16 protein-coding genes are annotated in these 19,610 nt (G+C 73.0%); 2 read left to right on the top strand and 14 right to left on the bottom strand.

All coding sequences use genetic code 11. The annotated features are described in order from the left end of the window. Nucleotides 1-13 precede the first annotated feature (13 nt). The 3 genes from OHS57_RS04050 to OHS57_RS04060 all read right to left on the bottom strand — a co-directional run bounded on the left by OHS57_RS04050 (nt 14) and on the right by OHS57_RS04060 (nt 4,855). Nucleotides 14-1,579, bottom strand: a complete 1,566-nt coding sequence (locus OHS57_RS04050; protein ID WP_041998467.1) for a phytoene desaturase family protein — start codon at nt 1,577-1,579, stop codon at nt 14-16. Between the two features lie 79 nt (nt 1,580-1,658). Continuing rightward, nucleotides 1,659-3,938 carry a serine/threonine-protein kinase gene (locus OHS57_RS04055; RefSeq protein WP_328581050.1) on the bottom strand — a complete coding sequence of 760 codons (2,280 nt, stop codon included), beginning with the start codon at nt 3,936-3,938 and terminating at the stop codon, nt 1,659-1,661. Next, entirely contained in the window at nt 3,917-4,855 is a 939-nt protein-coding gene (locus OHS57_RS04060) for an oxygenase MpaB family protein (RefSeq protein WP_041998461.1), read from the bottom strand. The genes OHS57_RS04055 and OHS57_RS04060 overlap by 22 nt, the downstream gene beginning before the upstream one ends. A 130-nt stretch (nt 4,856-4,985) precedes the next feature. On the opposite strand from OHS57_RS04060, the gene OHS57_RS04065 reads away from it, so the two are divergent. After that, the gene (locus OHS57_RS04065; RefSeq protein WP_328581051.1) at nt 4,986-6,521 is read left to right on the top strand and encodes an ATP-dependent DNA ligase; all 1,536 of its coding nucleotides are present in this window, start codon (nt 4,986-4,988) and stop codon (nt 6,519-6,521) included. A 67-nt stretch (nt 6,522-6,588) separates the two neighbouring features. Here OHS57_RS04065 and OHS57_RS04070 read toward each other — a convergent pair whose 3' ends face one another. The 11 genes from OHS57_RS04070 to OHS57_RS04120 form a co-directional block, all read right to left on the bottom strand. After that, nucleotides 6,589-7,629, bottom strand: a complete 1,041-nt coding sequence (locus tag OHS57_RS04070) for a phosphatidylinositol-specific phospholipase C domain-containing protein (RefSeq protein WP_328581052.1) — start codon at nt 7,627-7,629, stop codon at nt 6,589-6,591. Nucleotides 7,630-7,731: 102 nt separating this feature from the next. Next, entirely contained in the window at nt 7,732-9,690 is a 1,959-nt protein-coding gene (locus OHS57_RS04075; protein ID WP_328584998.1) for a potassium channel family protein, read from the bottom strand. Nucleotides 9,691-9,846: 156 nt separating this feature from the next. Next, on the bottom strand, nt 9,847-11,010 hold the full coding sequence (locus OHS57_RS04080) for an NAD-dependent formate dehydrogenase (RefSeq protein WP_041998450.1): 1,164 nt from the start codon (nt 11,008-11,010) through the stop codon (nt 9,847-9,849). A 101-nt stretch (nt 11,011-11,111) separates the two neighbouring features. Continuing rightward, nucleotides 11,112-12,053: a LysR family transcriptional regulator gene (locus OHS57_RS04085; protein WP_041998447.1), complete on the bottom strand. Its 942-nt coding sequence runs from the start codon at nt 12,051-12,053 to the stop codon at nt 11,112-11,114. Nucleotides 12,054-12,122: 69 nt separating this feature from the next. Then, on the bottom strand, nt 12,123-14,057 hold the full coding sequence (locus OHS57_RS04090) for an ABC transporter permease (protein WP_328581053.1): 1,935 nt from the start codon (nt 14,055-14,057) through the stop codon (nt 12,123-12,125). 122 nt (nt 14,058-14,179) lie between these two features. Next, nucleotides 14,180-15,004 (bottom strand): molybdate ABC transporter substrate-binding protein, encoded by an 825-nt coding sequence (gene modA, locus OHS57_RS04095; protein ID WP_328581054.1) that lies wholly within the window; start codon nt 15,002-15,004, stop codon nt 14,180-14,182. Between the two features lie 125 nt (nt 15,005-15,129). Beyond that, complete coding sequence (locus OHS57_RS04100; protein WP_041998437.1) at nt 15,130-15,525, bottom strand: TOBE domain-containing protein; 396 nt, start codon at nt 15,523-15,525, stop codon at nt 15,130-15,132. Nucleotides 15,526-15,637: 112 nt separating this feature from the next. Continuing rightward, entirely contained in the window at nt 15,638-16,843 is a 1,206-nt protein-coding gene (locus OHS57_RS04105) for a methyltransferase (RefSeq protein WP_328581055.1), read from the bottom strand. Between the two features lie 47 nt (nt 16,844-16,890). After that, the gene (locus OHS57_RS04110) at nt 16,891-17,142 is read right to left on the bottom strand and encodes a hypothetical protein (protein WP_041998433.1); all 252 of its coding nucleotides are present in this window, start codon (nt 17,140-17,142) and stop codon (nt 16,891-16,893) included. Nucleotides 17,143-17,145: 3 nt separating this feature from the next. Next, entirely contained in the window at nt 17,146-17,784 is a 639-nt protein-coding gene (locus OHS57_RS04115; protein ID WP_328581056.1) for a TetR/AcrR family transcriptional regulator, read from the bottom strand. 118 nt (nt 17,785-17,902) lie between these two features. After that, the gene (locus OHS57_RS04120) at nt 17,903-18,601 is read right to left on the bottom strand and encodes a TetR family transcriptional regulator (RefSeq protein ID WP_063779731.1); all 699 of its coding nucleotides are present in this window, start codon (nt 18,599-18,601) and stop codon (nt 17,903-17,905) included. A 93-nt stretch (nt 18,602-18,694) separates the two neighbouring features. Here OHS57_RS04120 and OHS57_RS04125 point away from each other — a divergent pair, with 93 nt between their 5' ends. Beyond that, nucleotides 18,695-19,555: an SDR family NAD(P)-dependent oxidoreductase gene (locus tag OHS57_RS04125; RefSeq protein ID WP_328581057.1), complete on the top strand. Its 861-nt coding sequence runs from the start codon at nt 18,695-18,697 to the stop codon at nt 19,553-19,555. Nucleotides 19,556-19,610: the final 55 nt, after the last annotated feature.

Here is a 19,610-nt window from a genome sequence, read left to right on the forward strand (position 1 = left end):
GGCGTACGTCCCGTCACCTGCCCAGCGCCGCCATCGCCGCGTTGTGGCCCGGTACGCCGCTGACCCCGCCGCCGCGTACGGCGCCCGCGCCGCACAGCAGCACATTGGGATGCGCGGTCTCCACGCCCCAGCGTCCGGTCTCCTCGCTCGCGTACGGGAACGACAGGTCGCGGTGGAAGATATGGCCGCCGGGCAGCCGCAGTTCGCGTTCGAGGTCGAGCGGGGTCTTCGCCTCGATACAGGGGCGGCCCTCCTCGTCCAGCGCGAGGCAGTCGGCGATCGGCTCGGCCAGCCGCTCGTCCAGCTGGGCGAGGGTCGCGGCGAGCAGGCTCTCCCGTACCGCGTCGTTCGTCGCCGCGCCCCCGCCGTCGGTCGCGTCTCCGGCGAACAGCCGCGCGGGGGTGTGGAGTCCGAACAGGGTCAGCGTCTGGTAGCCGCGCTCGGCCAGCTCGGGACCGAGGATCGACGGGTCGGTGAGCGAGTGGCAGTAGATCTCCGAAGGCGGCGCCGAAGGCAGCGCGCCCGACGCCGCTTCCCGGTAGGCGGTGGCCAACTGCTCGTAGCCCTCGGCCACATGGAAGGTGCCGGCGAACGCGTCGCGCGGGTCGACGGACGTGTCGCGCAGCTTCGGCAGCCGGTGCAGCAGCATGTTGACCTTGAGCTGGGCGCCCTCGGGCGCCGGCGGCGCCTCCTCGCCCAGCAGCCGGGCAAGCGTCCGGGGCGACGCGTTGACCAGCACCTGTCCGGCCGCGACCGTACCGTCACGGCCGTCACCCTCGGTGCGGTAGGAGACCTCGGCGCGGCTGCCGTCCGTCTCGATGCCGGTCGCCTCGTGCCCGGTGACGATCTCGGCGCCCGCGGCCCTGGCCGCCGCGGCCAGCGCGTCGGTGAGCGCGCCCATTCCGCCGACCGGTACGTCCCAGTCGCCGGTGCCGCCGCCGATCACGTGGTAAAGGAAGCAGCGGTTCTGCACCAGTGACGGGTCGTGGGCGTCGGCGAACGTGCCGATCAGGGCGTCGGTGAGCGCCACGCCCCGGACCAGGTCGTTGCCGAAGCGCTTCTCGATCGCGATGCCGATGGGCTCCTCGAAGAGCATCCGCCAGGCCGCCTCGTCGTCGATCCGCAGCCGCAGCTCGTCCCGGGTCAGCAGCGGCTCGGTCAGCGTGGGGAAGACCCGCTCGGCGACGCGCGTGGTCGTGCCGTAGAACTTCCGCCAGGCGACGTACTCGGCGTCGTCGCCGGTCAGCGCGGCGAAGGAGGCGCGGGTGCGGCCCTCGCCGACGAGCAGCCCCGTGCTGCCCTGCGGGGTGTACGAGGACACGGTCCGCTTGCGGACGGCGAAGCGCAGGCCCAGCTCCTGCACGATCTTGTCGGGCAGCAGCGACACCAGGTAGGAGTAGCGGGAGAGCCGTGCGTCGACCCCGGCGAACGGGCGGGTGGAGACCGCCGCCCCTCCGGTGGTGGCCAGGCGCTCCAGGACGAGCACGGAGCGCCCTGCGCGGGCGAGATAGGCGGCGGCGACCAGTCCGTTGTGGCCGCCGCCCACGATCACTGCGTCGTACGTGGCATGTGCGGGCATGGCTCTTGGTAACACGCCATTGATCGGTCGGCCAGAGCGCGGAGCGTCCACCTGCGGTAACGATCCGGTACACGGTCCGTCAGGAACTGTCGTCGTGGCGCCGCCGCAGCGCCGCCACCTGCCGGTACAGCTCCACCGCCTCGGCCGTGCGGCCCAGTTGCTCCAGACAGTGCGCCTCGTCGTTGCGGCTGGACAGCGTGTCGGGGTGGTCGGCGCCCAGCACCCTGGCCCTGCCGTCGGCGACCTGCCGGTAGGCGGTCAGGGCGTCGGTCCAGCGGCCGAGCCAGCCGAGGCCGACGGCCACCTCGCGCAGGCTGACGAGCGTGTCGGGGTGGTCGGGGCCCAGCACCCTGGCCCGGATCGCCGACACGTCGCGCGATTCGGCCAGAGCCTCCTCCCAGCGGGCCAGCCTGCCGAGGTTGACGCCCAGGCCGTGTCTGGCGCGCAGCGTCTCCGGGTCGGCGGGGCCCTGGATCCGGGTCCGGTCGCCCGTGAGGCCGCGGTACAGCTCCAGGGCCTCCTCGCTGCGGCCGAGCCTGCCCAGGCAGATGCCGATCTCGTAGCGGGTGGCGAGGGTGTCCCGGTGGTCGGGGCCGAGCGCGAGCGCGCGGGCCGCGGCGACCTCGCGGTAGCCGGTCAGCGCCTCGGCCCAGCGGCCGAGCCTGCCGAGCGCGTAGGCGACCTCGTAGCGGGTCACCAGCGTCTCGGGATGGTCGGCGCCCAGTACCCGGCCGCGGGCGGCTGCGACCTCCAGGGCCATCCGGTAGGAGTCCTCGATCCGGCCGAGCCTGCTGAGGTTGAAGGCGAGGTTGTGCCGGCAGCGCAGGGTGTCCGGGTGGTCGGGGCCCATGGTGCGCTCACGGGAGGCGAGCACCGCCGCGTACACCTCGTGCGCCTCGAAGTGCCGGCTGAGCCGTCCGAGTACGTACGCGGTCTCCTGGCGGGCGGCCAGGGTCTCCGGGTGGTCGGGGCCGAGGCTGCGCCCGCGGCCCTCGGCGACCTGGCCGAATTCGTGCAGCGCGTCGGCGGCCCGGCCCGTCTTGCTGAGGGTGAAGCCGATCTCGTACCTGCTGTCCAGCGTGTCGGGGTGGTCGGGGCCGAGGATCTGGGCGCGCTCGGCGGCGACGGCGCGGTGCGTCTCGCCCGCCTCCTCCCACTGGCCGAGTCTGCCCAGCCGCAGCCCGGCGTTGTGCCGGGCGGTGAGCGCGGCGAGCTGTTCCGGCGGCGGGGTGGGGCGCTGCGCCGACGACAGGTCTCCCCCGGCGGCCGGCGCGCTGATCCACTCGCCGGTCAGTGCCGCCGTGGGGTCGGGGACGAGCTGGTCGGGCGGGGTGGTGCGCAGCAGCGTGGTGCCGGTCGCCTTGTGCCCGGTCGTCATGCCCCGGGTCCAGGCCGGCAGCCGGTGGCCCTGCGGCGGTCCGGCGCCGATCGCCGCCGGTGTGTCGCGGGGCGGGTGGGCCGCCGGCTGCGGCCCGTGGTCCTGTGCGGGGGCGCCGGGTCCCGCGGTGGAGCGTGCCACGCCGATGCGCCGGCGCAGCTCGCCCGCGTCGGCGGGCCGCTCGTCGGGCTCCTTGGCCAGCAGGTCGAGGACGATCCGGTCGAAGTACGCGGGCAGGTCGGGGCGGTGGCTGCGGGGCGGCTCGGGGGCGGTGTCCCGGTGGCCGACCAGCACGGACCAGGCGTCGCCGAGGTCGAACGGAGGCGCTCCGGTGGCCAGTTCGTACAGGACGCAGCCGAGCGAGTAGAGGTCGCTGCGGTGGTCGACGTTGCCGCCGCCGATCTGCTCGGGCGACATGTAGTGCGGGGTGCCCATCGCCACGCCCGTACCGGTGAGTTTGGCGCTGAAGCCGACGTCGTGGCCGAGGCGCGCTATGCCGAAGTCGCATATCTTCACGGCACCGTCGGGCAGCCGCATGATGTTGGCGGGCTTCAGGTCGCGGTGCACGATGCCCTGCCGGTGCGTGTAGGCGAGGGCGTCGGCGACCTGTTCGGCGATGTCGACGACGTCGGCCACCGGCAGCGGCCGTTGGTCGTTGGCGGCCATCAGCTGGCCGAGGTCCCGGCCTTCGAGCAGTTCCATGACGAGGTACAGGACGCCTTCGTACTCGCCGAAGTCGTGGACGACGGTGACGCCGCGGTGCTGCAGCCCGGCGGCGACCCTGGCCTCGCGGCGGAAGCGCTCGCGCATGATCCGGGTGAAGGAGTGGTCCTGTTCGGGTCCGAGCGGTTTGAGGCACTTCACCGCGACGCGCCGGCCGAGCGATTCGTCGCGCGCCAGCCACACCTCGCCCATCCCGCCGCGCCCGATGAGTTCGAGCAGTCGGTACCGGCCCTGGATCAGCCTGGTGTCGTCCGCCATCGCGTGCTGTCGCCCCCGTCTCGCTGCGCCCTCCCCGGCCCGTCCAGTATGGCGGCCCCCCGGCCAGGTGTGTACGGGTCGGGCCGCGCGTCAGGGCCGAGTCTGGCCATTGCCCCGAGAATGTGCTTCGGCGGCAGCTGCCAGCGCAGCCGGGAGGGCAGCAGGCGCAGCAGCCTCCCCGCGACGGTGAGCCGGTGGGTGACCTTACCCGCAGCGGGCGCCGGCCTGCCGTACAGGTCGTGGGCGTACGGCGGCAGCGCGGCGTAGGCGAGCGCGGCGACCTGACGCCACAGCAGCGCCCGCAGCGGTCGCAGCAGGAGGGGGACGGGCGGACGGCGCAGGAAGTCGTCCACCTCGCGGGCGTCGGGACCGCAGGCCAGCTCCGGCAGGACGGCGGCGAAGTACGCGTCGAGTTCGGCGGCGGTGCCGGGGACCCGCGCCGGGTCGAGGCCGACGAGCCGGGCGCCCGTGCGGTGCTCGGCCACGTACCGGTCGGCGATCGCGTCGTCGATCGGCAGCCCCGAGCGGCGCAGCACCTGGAGGTAGGAGTCGGCCTCGGCGCAGTGCACCCAGAGCAGCAGCTCGGGGTCGTCGACGCCGTAGCTCTCGCCGGTGGCCGGGTCGGTGGCCTTGAGCAGCCGGTGGATCCGGCGGACCCGGGCGCCCGCCCGCTCGGCGGACCCGGCCGTGCCGTACGTGATGGTGGCGACGAACTGGGCCGTACGGAGCAGCCGGCCCCAGGCGTCGGCGCGGAAGTCGCTGTTCTGCATGATGCCGCCGAGGGCGCGGGGGTGCAGCGCCTGGAGATAGAGGGCGCGGACCCCGGCGATCCACATCATCGGGTCGCTGTGCAGCTGCCAGGTGACGGAGCCGGGGCCGAAGAGGCCGGGGTCGGGCGGCGGCGTGGGCTCGTTCATCTCCACCTCCCCGGACGGCAACGGTCCGGTCAGGTTACGGCGTGGCCGGTGGGGTACGCGCACCGGGCGGCGGGCCGGCCGGTCCGCCGTCGGGCGGGCGGAGCGGCGTCCGACGTTGCAGGATGGCTGCATGCTGCTGGCACCACTGGCCCGTGTGTCCCGTGAGGTCGCCGAGACATCGGGGCGCACCCGCAAGATCTCCCTGCTGGCCGGCCTGTTCCGGGCGGCCGGTCCCGAAGACGTGCCCGTCGTCATCCCGTACCTGGCGGGCCGGCTGCCCCAAGGGCGGATCGGGGTGGGCTGGAACGCCCTGAAGGACCCGCCGCCCGCCGCCGCGGAGGCCACCCTGACGGTGCACGAGGTGGACACGGTCTTCAGCACGCTCGCGGCCGTCGAAGGCGCGGGGGCGCAGGGCGAGCGCAGGCGGCTCGTCCAGGAGCTGCTGGCCGCGGCCACCGCCGAGGAGCAGCGTTTCCTCGTCGGGCTGATCTCCGGCGAGGTGCGGCAGGGGGCGCTGGGCGCGCTCGCCGTCGAGGCGCTGGCCGTGGCGTCGGAGGCCGACGGCGACGCGGTACGGCGGGCGGTGATGCTGGCGGGGTCGCTCCAGCCGGTGGCCGAGCGGCTGCTCGCCGAGGGGCCCGCAGTGCTGGCGGAGTTCCGGCTGACCGTGGGCCGTCCCGTGCTGCCGATGCTGGCGCAGAGCGCGGGCAGCGTGGCCGAGGCGGTGGGCAGGCTCGGGGCGTGCGCGGTGGAGGAGAAGCTGGACGGTATCCGGGTGCAGGTGCACCGCGAGGGCGGCGAGGTGCGGATCTTCACCCGCACCCTCGACGACATCACCGACCGGCTGCCGGAGGTGACGGCGGTGGCGCTGGCGCTGGACGGGGACCGGTTCGTGCTGGACGGCGAGGTCATCGCGCTCGGCGCCGACGGCAGACCGAGGCCGTTCCAGGAGGTCGCGGGGCGGGTGGGGTCGCGTACCGATGTGCGGTCGGCGGCCGAGGCGCTGCCGCTCTCGCCGGTCTTCTTCGACATCCTGGCCGCCGAAGGCGTCGATCTGCTGGGGCTGTCCTGCGCGGAGCGGCAGGAGGCGCTGGCCGCGCTGGTGCCCGAGCCGATGCGGGTGCGGCGCGTCGTCGTGGCGCAGGGCGGGGACGCCGCCGAGGGTGAGGCGTTCTCCCGGGACACGCTGGCGCGCGGGCACGAGGGGGTGGTGGTCAAGAGCCTCGATGCGCCGTACAGCGCGGGCAGGCGCGGGGCGGGCTGGCTGAAGGTGAAGCCGGTGCACACGCTCGACCTGGTGGTGCTGGCGGCCGAGTGGGGGCACGGCAGGCGTACGGGCAAGCTCTCCAACCTGCATCTGGGCGCGCGGCGCGAGGACGGCACGTTCGCGATGCTCGGCAAGACGTTCAAGGGGCTGACGGACGTGATGCTCCAGTGGCAGACGGAGCGCCTCGGGGAGCTGGCGGTGCGCGACGACGGGTTCACCGTGACCGTGCGGCCGGAGCTGGTGGTCGAGATCGCGTACGACGGGCTGCAGCGCTCGTCCCGCTATCCGGCGGGGGTGACGCTGCGCTTCGCCCGGGTGGTGCGCTACCGCGAGGACAAGCGCCCGGAGGACGCGGACACCGTGGACGCGGTGCTGGCGGCGCACGCCCCGACGGTGTGACGGACGGCCCGGGGCCGGACGGTGTGCCCGGCCCCGGGGTGTCGCGTGCTTCGTGACCCGCTCAGGTCTACTGGCCGCGCGGGACGACGGAGGAGAGCACGGCGGGCAGCGAACGCCAGTCGGCCGAGATCAGGCTGGCGTGGTCGGCGGCGAGCAGCGCGAGCCGGTCACGGGCCTGCTGCTCGGTGGGGTTGGTGCCGTCGATGGCGGGGGCCACGTTCTGGGCGTCCGTCATCAGGACGAAGTAGTGGCGCTGGTCGTACCAGGCGAGGTCGATGCCGTTGTTGACGAAGGCGGCGGCGTCACCGTCGAAGAAGACGAACCAGGGGCGCAGGGTGGTGTCCGGGTACCGGGTGCGCGGGTCGCCCGCCGCGGTGACGGAGTGGACGGCGGGGAAGGCGGTCGCCTGGGAGAGGGTCCCCGCCGCCTTCAGGTCGCGGAGGTGGGTGGCGTACTCCTTGTCGGTCCAGAACGAGTCGAACGGGTTGCTCTCCTCGACCGTGCCGGGGATGAGTTCGACGATGAACTTGCCCGCGAGCTGGGCCCTGGTGGGCCAGCTGCCCGCCTGGACGGCCTCGTCCAGCGTCGCATGACTGCCCGTCAGGTCGGCGGGGCGGAAGAGCGCGTCGCCGAGCTTGGCGTTGAGCAGCGTGTCGAACTGGACCGGGCCGCGGCCCGCGGTGCCCAGGAAGCCGTCCTTCATCTCGATCTTGAGGACGACGGGCCGGTGGCCCGGGTGGGCGTCGTGCCAGGTTCTGATGTCGGCCAGGCAGCCGCCCAGGTCCCGGTTCTGGCTGTTGGTACGCAGCTGCGCCGGGGTGGTGGCGTTGGCGCAGTTGTTGTTGTTGCCGGTCGGGTTCTCGTGCGAGACCCGCCAGGACGCGCCGAACACATTGGTCCACACGTCGAGTTCCAGCATGCCCGCACCGGAGTCGAGGGCATCGGCGAAGTAGGGGAACGCGGTCTTGTCGTACGAGTTGTGCACGCCGACGCCGGTGGTGGCGGAGTACGGCAGCTGGTCCGTGCCGGCGGCCCGGGCCGGCGAGGTGACGAGGGCGAGGACCGCGACGGCGCTCGCGGCGACGGCGGTGCGAAGGAGCTTGGCCATGTCCGTTGTTCCTCCAGGTGCGCATGTGTGGGGCATGTCAACCGAGGAGGAGATTAGGGGAGTTGGGTGACGTACGGGAGGCCGGGGTCTTATCCGGTTGGATCACCTGGGCGACCGGGAGGCGGTCCTGTGCCGGCCGAGCAGTTCGGCGAGGCCCCTGCGGGTCGCCGCTATCACCACCCGCTCCCCCGGCCGCAGCACCCGGTCGGCGGGCAGGTCCCAGCTGAGACCGGTCGGCCGGGGCTGCCCGTCCTCGCCGGGCGTCGCGGCGGCGTCCGGGGTGTGTGCCGTGTCGTCGCCGGTGTCGAGGGCGATGACCCGCCAGGCGCCGGGGGTGAACACCTCGCCGACCGTGCGCCCTTCGAGCCGCGGATGGCCTGCCACGTCGACGGAGGCGACCAGCAGCACCTTGCGCTCCACCGGAATGGCGCCGAGCACCTGACGGCCCATCATGGCGACCGCGAAGGCGGGCGCCGCCAGGTAGGAGACACTGCGGCTGCGCGTCACGGCCCCGGGGTGCGCGGCCCGCAGGGTGCGGTAGACGGCGGTCGCGAAGTCGTCGTCGTACAGCCGCAGGACGACGGGCAGCCGGGGGGCCACCGAGCGGGCGTACAGCGCGGCTTCGAGGTTGGTGGTGTCCCGGCTGGTGAGGGCGAGCAGCGCCTGCGCGCGGTAGATCTTGGCCGCCTCCAGCACCCCTTCCTGGGTCACGTCGCCGAGCACGGTCGGTACGTGGAGCCTGCGGGCGAGGGCCACACCGCGCGCCTCCGGGTCCTCCTCTACGCACACGACGGGGATGCCGAGTTCGCGCAGCTGCGTCAGCACCCGGCTGCCGATCTTGCCGAGGCCGAGCAGGACGACATGGCCGGAGAGCCCGCGCGGCGGCCTGCGCAGGGCGGAGGCGCTGCGGAACGTGCCGAGCGCTTGGAGGACGGCCGCGGTCACCACGGGCAGCAGCAGAAGTCCCGCGAGCCCGGTGAGGAGTTGCAGGACCTGCCGGGCCGTGGCGTCGCCGACGGCGGGGTCGTCGATGGCGAACAGGTCGAGCAGCGTCAAGTACAGGGCGCTGAGCGGGCGCATCCCGGTGACCAGCGAGAGCGCCACCGCCAGCGCGAGCACGACCGCGACGATGCCGACGAAGGACCAGCGCAGCCGGCGGGAGAACAGCGAGGCCAGCGGGGCGCCACGGCCGCCGAACAGACCGGTCAGCCGCCCGCCGATCCGGCCGCCCGCACCGCCTTCCGGGTCGTTGCCGGTCTGCGAGACGGTCTCCAGGACGACCGTGCCGCGCCCCACCGCCGCTGCCGCGCTCGCGTCGTCGGGCAGCATCTGCGGCCCGCCGCGCCCGCCGCCGCCCGGTCCCTCGGCGCCGATCGGGTCGTCGGCCGTCGCCGACAGCAGGGCGAGGGTGCACAGCCCCGGCTCGGCCAACTGGCCAGGCCCCGGGTGCCTGTCGACGGCGCGCAGCATCAGGCCGCCCGCCCTGATGACCTTGTTCGTGCCGGTGATGGCGGTCGCAGCCAGCGCGGGGGCCGCCGTGTCGGCGTCGCTGAGGACGGTGGTGGAGGCGTCGGGCGCCGTCTCGTCACCGTCGGACGAGGCGACCGCCGCCGACTGGTCGAGGAGCGCTTCGAGGTGCTGGCCGAGCTTGCGGTTGTAGAGCCGGATGACCAGCCGCAGCCGGGGGTTGAGCCGGCGGGCGGCGAGCGCGGTCCTGATGTTGGTCTCGTCGTCCTCGTGGACGACGGCGAGCGCGGCGGCGCTCTCCACCCCGGCGTCCCTGAGGACCGCGTCGTCCAGGTCGGCCGCCTCCACGACACGCGGCGGCGCCACCACGCCGGCGAGGCTGTCGTAGGGGTTGGGCGAGGCCGCTCCCGTACGTCCCACGGCCGCCGACATCCGGCCGAGGAAGGCGGACGCCCGGCCCCGGTTGCCGATCGGGGCCCGTTCGCCGCCGGCGGCCCGCTGCGGCGGTACGACCAGGACGACCTGTTCGCCGTAGACGTCACGCAGTTCGACGGCCAGCCGGTGGGCCAGCGTGTCGTCGCCGCACACCACCATGTGGCCGATGGCGCTGCCGAGTTGGACCTGGTGCGGGAGTGAGGACACACCACCAGTGTGCGACACGGCGGTTGACGCACCGACAGCCGCCCCGGCCGCGTGTGCGACCGGGGCGGCTGATGTCGTACGGGGACGTGCCGGTCTGCCTGGTGCGCGTCAGCCCTTCGACACCGAGTAGGAGTGCGCTCCCGTACCCGCGAGACCGCCGTTGTCGACGATCAGGTACTCCTCGCGGATCGGGGTGCCGTCGAAGAAGTTCTCCAGGATCTCCCGGGTGCCCGCCGCGTAGCGGGTCTGGGCCGAGAGCGAGGAACCGGAGATGTGCGGGGTCATGCCGTGGTGCGGCATGGTCCGCCAGGGGTGGTCGGCGGGGGCCGGCTGCGGGTACCAGACGTCGCCCGCGTAGCCCGCGAGCTGTCCGCTGCGCAGCGCGCGGTCGACGGCGTCCCGGTCGGCGATCTTCGCGCGGGCGGTGTTGATGAGGTAGGCGCCGCGCTTCATCGACGCGATCAGCTCGTCGCCGAACAGCCCCTCGGTCTCCGGGTGGAGAGGCGCGTTGATGGTGACCACGTCGCAGTGCGGGACCATGTCCTGCGTGCTCTCGTGCCAGATCAGGCCGAGCTCGCGCTCGGTCTCCTCGGGCAGCCGGTGCCGGTCGGTGTAGTGCAGCTTGACGTCGAACGGGGCGAGCCTGCGCAGCACGGCGAGCCCGATCCGGCCGGCCGCCACGGTCCCGACGTGCATGCCCTCCAGGTCGTAGCTGCGGGCGACGCAGTCGGCGATGTTCCAGCCGCCGTCGAGGACCCACTGGTGCGAGGGGAGGTAGTTGCGGACCAGCGACAGGGTCATCATCACGACGTGCTCGGCGACGCTGATGCTGTTGCAGTACGTGACCTCGGCGACGGTGACGCCCGCCCCGATGGCGGCGTCCAGGTCGACATGGTCCGAGCCGATCCCGGCGGTGACGGCGAGCTTGAGGTTCTTCGCCGTCGCGATGCGCTCGGCCGTCAGATAGGCAGGCCAGAACGGCTGGGAGATGACCACGTCCGCGTCGACGAGTTCCTGGTCGAAGACGGACCCCTCGCGGTCCTTGTCCGACGTGACGACGAGCGTGTGGCCACGGGACTCCAGGAAGGTCCGCAGGCCCAGTTCGCCGGAGACGCTGCCGAGGAGCTCGCCCGGCGTGAAGTCGATGGCCTGCGGTGTCGGGGCGCTCTGGCCGCCCGCGTAACTCTCGATCTTGGGGATGTCGTCGCGGGCGTAGGAGGTCGGGTATCCGTCGACCGGGTCGTCGTACAGCACGCACAGCACCTTTGCCATGACTGCGGCTCCTCATCCGTTGCTGCGGAAAGTTACTTCCACAGTGGCCCTGACCAGGGAGGATGGCAAAGCGAAAGTTTCTATGCCCGGATAGGCAGGGGCTATCCGGGCAGCGCCGGGCGCAGATAGGTGTCGAGCAGCCGGTCCAGCGCCTCCCGTACACCGGCTTCCCTGGCGATCTCCAGCAGCCCGCGGGCCAGGACGGGTTCGGGGCTGCGGTCGGCGATGACGAGGCCCACCCGCGGGCCGTGCGCCGGGGTGGCCAGCGGGATGACCCGCATCCCCTCGGGTACGCCGAACATGTGCAGCCAGGCGTGGGAGATCACACTGGACCACCGCCCGGCCGCCAGGTGGGCGTAGAGCCCCGCCACCGAGTCGGTCTCGATCGCCGGGGTCACGGTGGATCCGCCGTCGGCCGCGAAGTACTCGTCCATGATGCGCCGGTTGCGCATCTCCCGCGACAGCAGGCACAGCGGCAGGTCCGCGATCTGCGACCAGCCCGCGACCTCTTGCCCCGACAGCGGTCCGGCCAGCGGGGTGAGCAGCAGATAGCGCTCCTCGTAGAGCGGGGTCCTGCGCACCTGGCCGAGGGTTTCGTCGTCCAAGTAGGTGATGGCGATGTCGAGTTCGAACTCGGCGAGCCGGTGGGTGATGTCGCGGGACGACAGCGAGTCGATCACCACCCTTGCCTGCGGGTGCCGTTCGCAGAACGGTGTGGTGAGCAGCGAGGCCACGGTGAGCGCGGTGGGTATCGCGCCGAGCCGCAGCGTGCCGGTCAGGCCGCCCCGCATCGCGGACAGTTCATGGCGCAGCGCGTCGCGCTCGGCGAGTATCCGGTGCGCCCACAGCAGTACCCGCTCGCCCTCGGGGGTCAGTCCTTCGAAGCGGCGGCCCCTGCGCACGATGGGCACGTCCAGTTCGTGTTCGAGTTTGCGGATCGCCGCCGACAGGGACGGCTGGGAGACGAAGCAGGCGGCGGCTGCGCGGGCGAAGTGCCGCTCCCTGGCGAGCGCGACGAGGTATTCCAGCTGGCGCAGCAACATCGCTCGCTCCCGTCCGGCCGGCCGTCCGCTCGGCTCGTTCCCCATCTACGCGGCTGCCGGCCGTTCTGTCTACAGCGCGACGAGGGTGACCTCGGTGGCTTTGACGCTCGTCCAGACGGACACGCCGTCGGTCAGGCCCAGTTCGGCCGCGGCGCCCGGGGTGATCTCGGCGACCAGGTCGGGTGCGTCGCCCGAGGTGATCAGGATCCGCAGCCGGCTGCCGGACGCCGTGATCTCCCGGACCGTACCGGGCCATACGTTGCGCGGACTGCCCGTGGGGCGCTCCCGGTGTACGGCGACGGCTTCCGGGGCGATGATCGCCAGCGCGGCCGTGCCGGCGGGCAGCGGTTCGGCGACGACCAGCCGGCCGCCGGCCGTCAGGTCGAGTCCGTCCTGACCGAACGTGCCGGGCCAGGCGTTGCGGCCGAGCATCCGGGCCACCCAGGGGGAGCGCGGGCTGCGGGTGACCTCGGTGGGCGGCGCGTCCTGCAGGGCGCGTCCCTCGTCCAGTACGAGCACCCGGTCGGCCAGCGAGACCGCCTCGACCGGGTCGTGCGTGACGATGAGACAGACCCCGCCGAAGTCCGCGAGGTGGCCGCGCAGGGTGTGCCGTACCTGGGCGCGGGTGGTCTGGTCGAGTGCGGCCAGCGGCTCGTCGAGCAGCAGCAGCCGTGGCCGGGCGGCGAGTGCGCGGGCGAGGGCGACCCGCTGTGCCTGGCCGCCGGAGAGCTGGTGCGGTTTGCGGTCGGCGAGCCGGCCGACGCCCAGCCTGTCCAGCCAGCCCTGGGCGGTGCGGCGGGCTTCGGAGCGGCGGACGCCGTGGGCCCGCAGGCCGTACGCGGTGTTGGCGAGCGCGCTCAGATGCGGGAAGAGCGCGCCGTTCTGCGGGACCCAGGCGACACCGCGCCGGTGCGGCGGCAGGGAGGTGACGTCGCGGTCCCCGAGCTTGATGTCGGCGTGGGCGCGCGGGGTGAGGCCGAGCAGCGCGCGCAGCAGGGTGGTCTTGCCCGCGCCGTTGGGTCCCACGACGGCGATGGTGGTGCCGGGGTCGGCGTCGAGGGTGAGGTGGTTGAACCCGGTGACCTCGGCGTGCAGCCGCCAGCGCTCGGCGGGGACGGGCGGGGCGGTCTCCTTCGGCGCGGGGAGGCCGGCGAGGGGCAGCGCCGGGTCGTCCGGCGGCCGGACGCTCGCGCGTACCCGCTCGGCGCCGCCGCCGGTCCAGCGGCCGCGCAGCGCGATGAGGACGGCCATGGCGATGGCGAGCAGCAGCAGCGAGACGGAGGTCGCCGCTTCCGGTGAGCTCTGCAGCAGCAGATAGACCTGGAGCGGCAGGGTCTGTGTGGTGCCGGGGAGATTGCCGGCGAAGGTGATGGTGGCGCCGAACTCGCCGAGCGCACGCGCCCAGGTCAGTGCGGCGCCGGCGGCCAGCCCCGGCGCGACCATCGGCAGCGTGACGGTCAGGAAGACCCGTACCGGTGAGGCGCCCAGGGAGGCCGCCGTCTCCTCGTAGGCGGGCCGCAGCCCGGCCAGGGTGCCTTCCAGGCTGATGATGAGGAAGGGCATCGCGACGAAGGTCGCCGCGACCACGGCGCCCGCCGTACTGAACGGCAGCACGATGCCGAAGGTGTTCTCCAGCCACGGCCCGAGCAGCCCTCGGCGGCCGAAGCCGAGCAGCAGCGCGACACCGCCGACGGTGGGCGGCAGCACCATCGGCAGCAGCACCAGCGAGCGGATCAGGGTCTTGCCGGGGAACTCGACCCTCGCCAGCAGCCAGGCCAGCGGTACGCCGAGCAGCAGGGCGAGGCCCAGGGCGCAGAACGAGACCAGCAGCGAGAGCTTCAGCGCCTCGACGGTGTCCGGGCTGCTGAGATGCGCGCCGAGTTCGCTCCACTCGGTCCGGGCGAGGATACCGATCAGCGGCATCAGCAGGAACGCGACGGCGAGCAGCGCGGGCAGCGCCAGCGCCACGGGTGCCCCGGTCCTGCCGGTACGGGTGCGTCTCATCGGCGGCCCCCAGGGCCTCTCGTTCGGATCGGGCCGAATCGGGCCGGATCAGGAAGGGCGCGGTCCGCGCCCCGTGGCTGTCCGGTCCCCCGGTCCGGACAGTCCGGATGCGCGGCGGGGTGTCACGGCTGCTGGAAACCGGCCGCCTGGAGGATCTTCTGGGCCTCGGGGCTCCTGAGCCAGGCGACGAAGGCGGTGGCCGCCACGCTGTCCTTGGCCGTCTTGAGGGTGGCCGCCGGGTACTGGGCGACGGCGTTCTGCGCGTCGGGGATGCTGACAGCGTCGACCTTGCCGGTCGCGGTCGCCGCGTCCGTCTTGTAGACGATGCCGGCGTCGGCCTCGCCCAGTTCGACCTTGCTCAGCACGGCGCGGACGTCGGCCTCCTGGGAGACCGGCTTCACGTCGATGTGCTGGGCGTCCAGCACTTGCTTGCTGTAGTTGCCGACCGGCACCGCGGGGGCGGCGAGCACGACCTTGAGCTTGGGGTCGGCCAGGTCCTTCAGGTTGTCGATCTTGTCAGGGTTGCCCTTGGCCGTGGCGATGACCAGCCGGTTCTTGGCGATGATCGTGGGGGTCCCGGTGTCCGCCTTGACGCCGTCCATGGTCTTGGTGTCGGCGGTGACGAGCGCGTCGGCGGGCGCGCCCTGCTTGACCTGGGCCGCGAGGTCCTGCGAGCCGGCGAAGGAGAACTTGACCGTGGTACCCGGGTGTTCCTTCTCGTAGGTGGCACCCGCCGTCTTGAACACGTCGGTGAGCGAGGCGGCGGCCAGCACGGTCAGGCTGACGTTCTTCGGCGCGGCGGAGGACGGCGCCGCCGAGGGCGACGCGGAGGCACCCGCGTCACCCTTCGCGTTGTCGTCGCTGTCACCGCAGGCGGCGAGCGGCAGCAGGAGCGCCGCGGTCACGATCGCGGTGGCGGCGCGGCGGCGGGTGAGGAAGGAAGACATGAGGGTGGGTACTCCTTGACGGGGCGCGCGCCGGGGTCGGGCGCTCGGGCGGACAGGACCAGGAGCGCCGGGGACGGCGACGCCACGGGTGGTGGTGCCTGGGGTCTTCACGCGGAAGACCCCGTTCAGGTGCGGTCGATGTGCACGCTGGTGGACTTCACACGCGCGGTTGCCTGCATTCCTACCTCCAGGCCGAGTTCCTCCACGGCTTCCCTGGTGAGCAGGGAGACCAGCCGGTGCGGCCCTGCCTGGATCTCCACTTGGGCGGCGACGTCACCGAGTTTGACGGCGGTGACGATGCCGGGGAACGCGTTGCGCGCCGAGGTGTACGAGACGTCCTCCTCGCCCGCGCCTTGCTGGGCGACCTCGACGGAGAACGCGGCGAGATCACGGCCGTCGATGAGCCGCCGGCCGCCTTCGTCGCGGTGCGTCTCGACGCGGCCGGCGTCGGCCCAGCGGCGCGCGGTGTCGGGACTCACCCCGAGCAGGCGGGCCGCCTGGCCGATTGTGTAGGACTGCATGTGCGACAAGATATGCCGTTTTCGCTGGCATCTACAATTCTTCGGAGGAATCTCCGCCGCAGCTGCGACACCGGCTGGAGAAACGTCCAAGAGCGTCAACGACGCGCGCGGATCAGTTCTTGACGGTCCGCAGGACGACGAATTTGGGGTCGCTGGTGACGACCTCGCAGTTACCGAAGAGCCGCCGGAGCTTCGCGTGGTAGCCGAGGTGCCGGTTGCCGACGACCCACAGTTCGCCGCCGGGCCGCAGGGCCGCCTTGGCGCCGGTGAACATCCGCCAGGCCGCCGCGTCGGTGGTCGCCTGGTGGCTGTGGAACGGCGGGTTGTTGAGTACGAGATCGACCGTGCCCGCCGGTACGCCTGCCATGCCGTCGCCGAGCACGAAGGCGGCGGGCGCCGCCGGGGTGCCCGCGGCGTCGGTCCGGGTGTTCTCGCGGAAGGTGGCCTCGGCGGAGGCGACGGCGGAGAACGACTCGTCGATGAAGGTCACCCTGGCCTCGGGGTTGGCCAGGGCCACCGCCGTACCGACCACGCCGTTGCCGCAGCCGAGGTCGACGACATGCTCGGGTCCCGTCCGCCGGGGCAGGTTGCGCAGGAAGAAGCGCGTGCCGATGTCGAGCCGTTCGGCGCAGAAGATGCCGGCGTGGTTGACGACGGTACGGCCGGACACCGCGCCGAGTCCTTCGGGCAGCGCGTACCGGTGCGGCCAGGGGGAGGCGGTGCGCGGCCGGTCGGCGGCGGGTGAGCAGAAGACGAGGCGCGCCTTGCGCACGGCGAGCGACGTCCTGGTCGGGCCGAGGATCTGCTCGAAGAGTTTGAGGGTGGAGGTGTGGATCTCGGTGACGCGTCCGGTGGCGACCACGACGGTGTCCTGGTGGACGGCGGGCGCGAGGCGGTGCAGCTGGTCCTCCAGGAACGCGAGGCTCTTGGGGACCCGGATCAGCAGGACGTCGATCCGCTCGGGCGGGGTGTCGCGGGCCGACAGCAGCCGTACCGCGTCGGCCGCCGCACCGCTGCGGCGCAGATTGGCCCGGGTCGACTGCTGGGTGAGGTACGAGTCGGTGATCTGGACGAGCGGCCCGGCGCTGAGCTGGTCGAGGCGGTGCGCGGCGAGCGCGGTGGTCAGCGCGCCCCACCGGTCACCCACGACGACCACGGTGCCCGACAGATCGGTCGGCACCGTGTCGGTGTCGCCCTCCCCCGCGAGGTGTTCGAGCAGGTACTCGTCGGCCGAGTCCCACGCGCGCAGGGTCTCGCGGGGCTGGTCGGGGAATCGGGTGAGGCCGAACTCGCCCCATGAGGTCGTCAAACGGTTCATTGAGCGCCAGGCTAGCCCCCGTGATCAGCCCACCGGTGCCGGGGTGATCACGATCCGGGCTGCCGCCTCGTGTCGGCGCGGGCTCCGCGGGCCAGGTCGAGCGCGGTCTGGGCCTGCCGGAGGGTGAGCACGGCGGCGAATTCGGTGCGGGCGATCTCCAGCACCACAGCGGCGTCGGCGGGCGGGTGCGGGTGGTCGCGCAGGGCGATGTCGGCGGCGGCCCGCGCCAGCAGGTCGTCGTCGCGGGCCGCCCCGGGCTGGGACATCGTGCGCAGGACCTCGTGCCAGAGTCCGGCCATCGGTCACTCCCCCGTCCGCCGGCGCGCGCCGAGCGTGGCGAGCGCGTGGTGGATCAGTTCGTCGGCCAGCGCTTCCCTGGACAGCGAGGTGTGGTGACGGGCCCAGTGGGCGACGAGTTCGTTGATCGCCCCGATCAGGGCGACCATGGCGAGGGTGTAGTCACGCGCGACGGCCTCGCCGCGCGCGACGGCCCGCTCGGCCTCGCCGGTCAGGAAGTCCGTCCAGAGGCTGCGCCACAGCAGCCGGTGCTCCTCGACCGCTCTGCCGACCCCGATGACCTCGACGAACGCGATCCTGGTGGCTGCGGGGTCGGCCGTGACGGCGGCGACATAGGCGCGGGCGAGGGCCGCGATCCTGTCGTGGGTGCCGGCCGACTCGACCGCCGGATCGGCGAGCACGCCGAGCGCCGCCGTCAGACCGGCCTGGGCCACCGAGTCGTGCAGGGCGATCAGCAGCGCCTCGCGGCTCTCGAACTCCTCGTAGAAGGCGCGGATGGAGACCCGGGTGGTGGAGCAGAGCCGTTCGATGGAGGTGCCCGCGTAGCCCCGGGTGGTGAACAGCTCGGTCGCGGTCGTCAGCAGCCGCTCGCGGCGCCTCGCCCGGCGCTCCGGTGCCCCGCCCGCCGGTTCCCGCACGTCCATCCGACCTCCCCGTAACCGCCCCCGTGCAGCCCCTGTACTGCCCGGAAAACGCGCGGAGTTGTCGTCCGGCGTCTTCGGTAAGAGCGCTTATCCGAGGATGCCACGCACCGCGCGGCGGTTACGGGCGATTGTGAAAACAAGCGTCCGTGCCTGACTCGTGTGCGGTGATCAGCCCGAGCGTGGTGACGAGGACGAGCCGGGTCAGCCGGGGGACGAAGTCGACGGCGTCATGAGCCAGTCGGGGGTCCTCGCGGTACAACTGGCCGAGCGTCGGCGGCGGATGCGCGATCTGCCAGAGCGAGCCCGCCAGCGCGGTGACGGCGGCGACGAGATCGAGCGCGTCGCGCTCGTCGAGCGCCGGTACGGCCGTGTGGAGCGCCCCGGTCAGTTCGCCGACGGCCGCGAGGGCGGCGAGTTTGAAGCCGCGCACCGACTCGATGGAGACCTCGCGTTCGAGGGTCAGCGGCGCGTGGGCGAGCAGGTCGCAGAACAGCGGGCGCTCGGCGAGGGTGCGGGTCAGCACCGCCGCCAGTTCGCGTGCGGTGACACCGTCGGCGGCGAGTCCGGCGCGCACAGCGGCGGACCACTCCTGCCAGCCCTCGGCCGTGAGGCGCAGGAAGATCTCCTCGCGCGACTCGAAGTAGCGCCGGGCGGCGGAGACATGCACGCCCGCGGCGCCGGTGATGTCGGTCAGCGTGACCGCCCGCACCCCTTTGCGCAGCCCCAGCTCCCTGGCCGCTTCGACCAGGGCCGCCGCCCGCTGCTCCTTGGCCGCGGCGCTGCGGGCGCGCCGGACGGCCGGTTTCGGTGTGGCCATGGGGGCGAGTTTAACGCAATGGCCTTGCGTTGTGTAACGCAAGGCCATTGCGTTACGTTGGACGGAGCCGACAGGAAAGCAAGGGAGCACGCCATGCCAGAGCAGCCCGACCACTCCGAGCAGTCCGAGCAGCAGGTCTGGTTCGTCACCGGCAGTTCACGCGGCCTCGGCCGCGCCGTCGCCGAGGAGGTGCTCGCCGCCGGGCACAAGGTCGCCGCCACGGCCCGGGGCACCGACACGCTCGCCGGTCTCACCGAGAAGTACGGCGACGCGGTCCTCCCGCTCGCCCTCGACGTCACCGACGCCGCCCGTGCCGGGCAGGCCGTCCAGGAGGCGGTCGACCACTTCGGCCGGATCGACGTCGTCGTCAACAACGCGGGCTACGCCAACATGGCCCCCGTCGAGGACATGGCACTCGACGACTTCCGGGCCCAGGTGGAGGCGGTGTTCTTCGGCACCGTCCATGTCACCAAGGCGGCGCTGCCGTTCTTCCGCGCGCAGCACAGCGGGCACTTCATCCAGGTCACCTCGCACGGCGGCCGCACCACGGCGCCGGACCTCGGCGCCTACCAGGCGGCGAAGTTCGCCGTCGAGGGCTTCTCCGGGGTGCTCCACCAGGAGGTCGCCCCCCTCGGCATCAAGGTCACCCTGATCGAGCCGGGCGGTATCCGCACCGACTGGGCGGGCTCCTCGATGCGCACACCGCCGCTGCGCCCCGAGTACGAGCCCACCGTCGGGGCGCTGGTCAAGCGGGTGCGGGAGACCAGCGGCAAGGAGTCCATCGACCCCGCGAAGATCGGCAGGGTGCTGCTGGAGATCACGAAGCTGGACGAGCCGCCGCTGCATCTGCCGATGGGCGGCTACACCGTCGACACCATCAGGGAAGCGATGCGCACGCTCATGGAGGAGGACGCACGGTGGGCGGAGACCGGCCGCTCGGTCGACTTCGACTGAGCCTCCCGGGCCCGGTGACCCCGTGCCCGACAACCCCGTGCCCGATGACCCGGCA

Origin of the sequence: Streptomyces sp. NBC_00370, from assembly GCF_036084755.1 — a bacterium.
Classification (GTDB): Bacteria; Actinomycetota; Actinomycetes; order Streptomycetales; family Streptomycetaceae; genus Streptomyces.

Coding starts and splice junctions, on each gene's coding strand:
- OHS57_RS04060 (WP_041998461.1), bottom strand. CDS start 4,855: ATGAACGAGCCCACGCCGCCGCCCGACCCCGGCCTCTTCGGCCCCGGC.
- OHS57_RS04075 (WP_328584998.1), bottom strand. CDS start 9,690: ATGGTGGTGTGCGGCGACGACACGCTGGCCCACCGGCTGGCCGTCGAA.
- OHS57_RS04120 (WP_063779731.1), bottom strand. CDS start 18,601: ATGGCCACACCGAAACCGGCCGTCCGGCGCGCCCGCAGCGCCGCGGCC.
- OHS57_RS04115 (WP_328581056.1), bottom strand. CDS start 17,784: ATGGACGTGCGGGAACCGGCGGGCGGGGCACCGGAGCGCCGGGCGAGG.
- OHS57_RS04125 (WP_328581057.1), top strand. CDS start 18,695: ATGCCAGAGCAGCCCGACCACTCCGAGCAGTCCGAGCAGCAGGTCTGG.
- OHS57_RS04055 (WP_328581050.1), bottom strand. CDS start 3,938: ATGGCGGACGACACCAGGCTGATCCAGGGCCGGTACCGACTGCTCGAA.
- OHS57_RS04090 (WP_328581053.1), bottom strand. CDS start 14,057: ATGAGACGCACCCGTACCGGCAGGACCGGGGCACCCGTGGCGCTGGCG.
- OHS57_RS04105 (WP_328581055.1), bottom strand. CDS start 16,843: ATGAACCGTTTGACGACCTCATGGGGCGAGTTCGGCCTCACCCGATTC.
- OHS57_RS04110 (WP_041998433.1), bottom strand. CDS start 17,142: ATGGCCGGACTCTGGCACGAGGTCCTGCGCACGATGTCCCAGCCCGGG.
- OHS57_RS04065 (WP_328581051.1), top strand. CDS start 4,986: ATGCTGCTGGCACCACTGGCCCGTGTGTCCCGTGAGGTCGCCGAGACA.
- OHS57_RS04100 (WP_041998437.1), bottom strand. CDS start 15,525: ATGCAGTCCTACACAATCGGCCAGGCGGCCCGCCTGCTCGGGGTGAGT.
- modA (WP_328581054.1), bottom strand. CDS start 15,004: ATGTCTTCCTTCCTCACCCGCCGCCGCGCCGCCACCGCGATCGTGACC.
- OHS57_RS04080 (WP_041998450.1), bottom strand. CDS start 11,010: ATGGCAAAGGTGCTGTGCGTGCTGTACGACGACCCGGTCGACGGATAC.
- OHS57_RS04070 (WP_328581052.1), bottom strand. CDS start 7,629: ATGGCCAAGCTCCTTCGCACCGCCGTCGCCGCGAGCGCCGTCGCGGTC.
- OHS57_RS04050 (WP_041998467.1), bottom strand. CDS start 1,579: ATGCCCGCACATGCCACGTACGACGCAGTGATCGTGGGCGGCGGCCAC.
- OHS57_RS04085 (WP_041998447.1), bottom strand. CDS start 12,053: ATGTTGCTGCGCCAGCTGGAATACCTCGTCGCGCTCGCCAGGGAGCGG.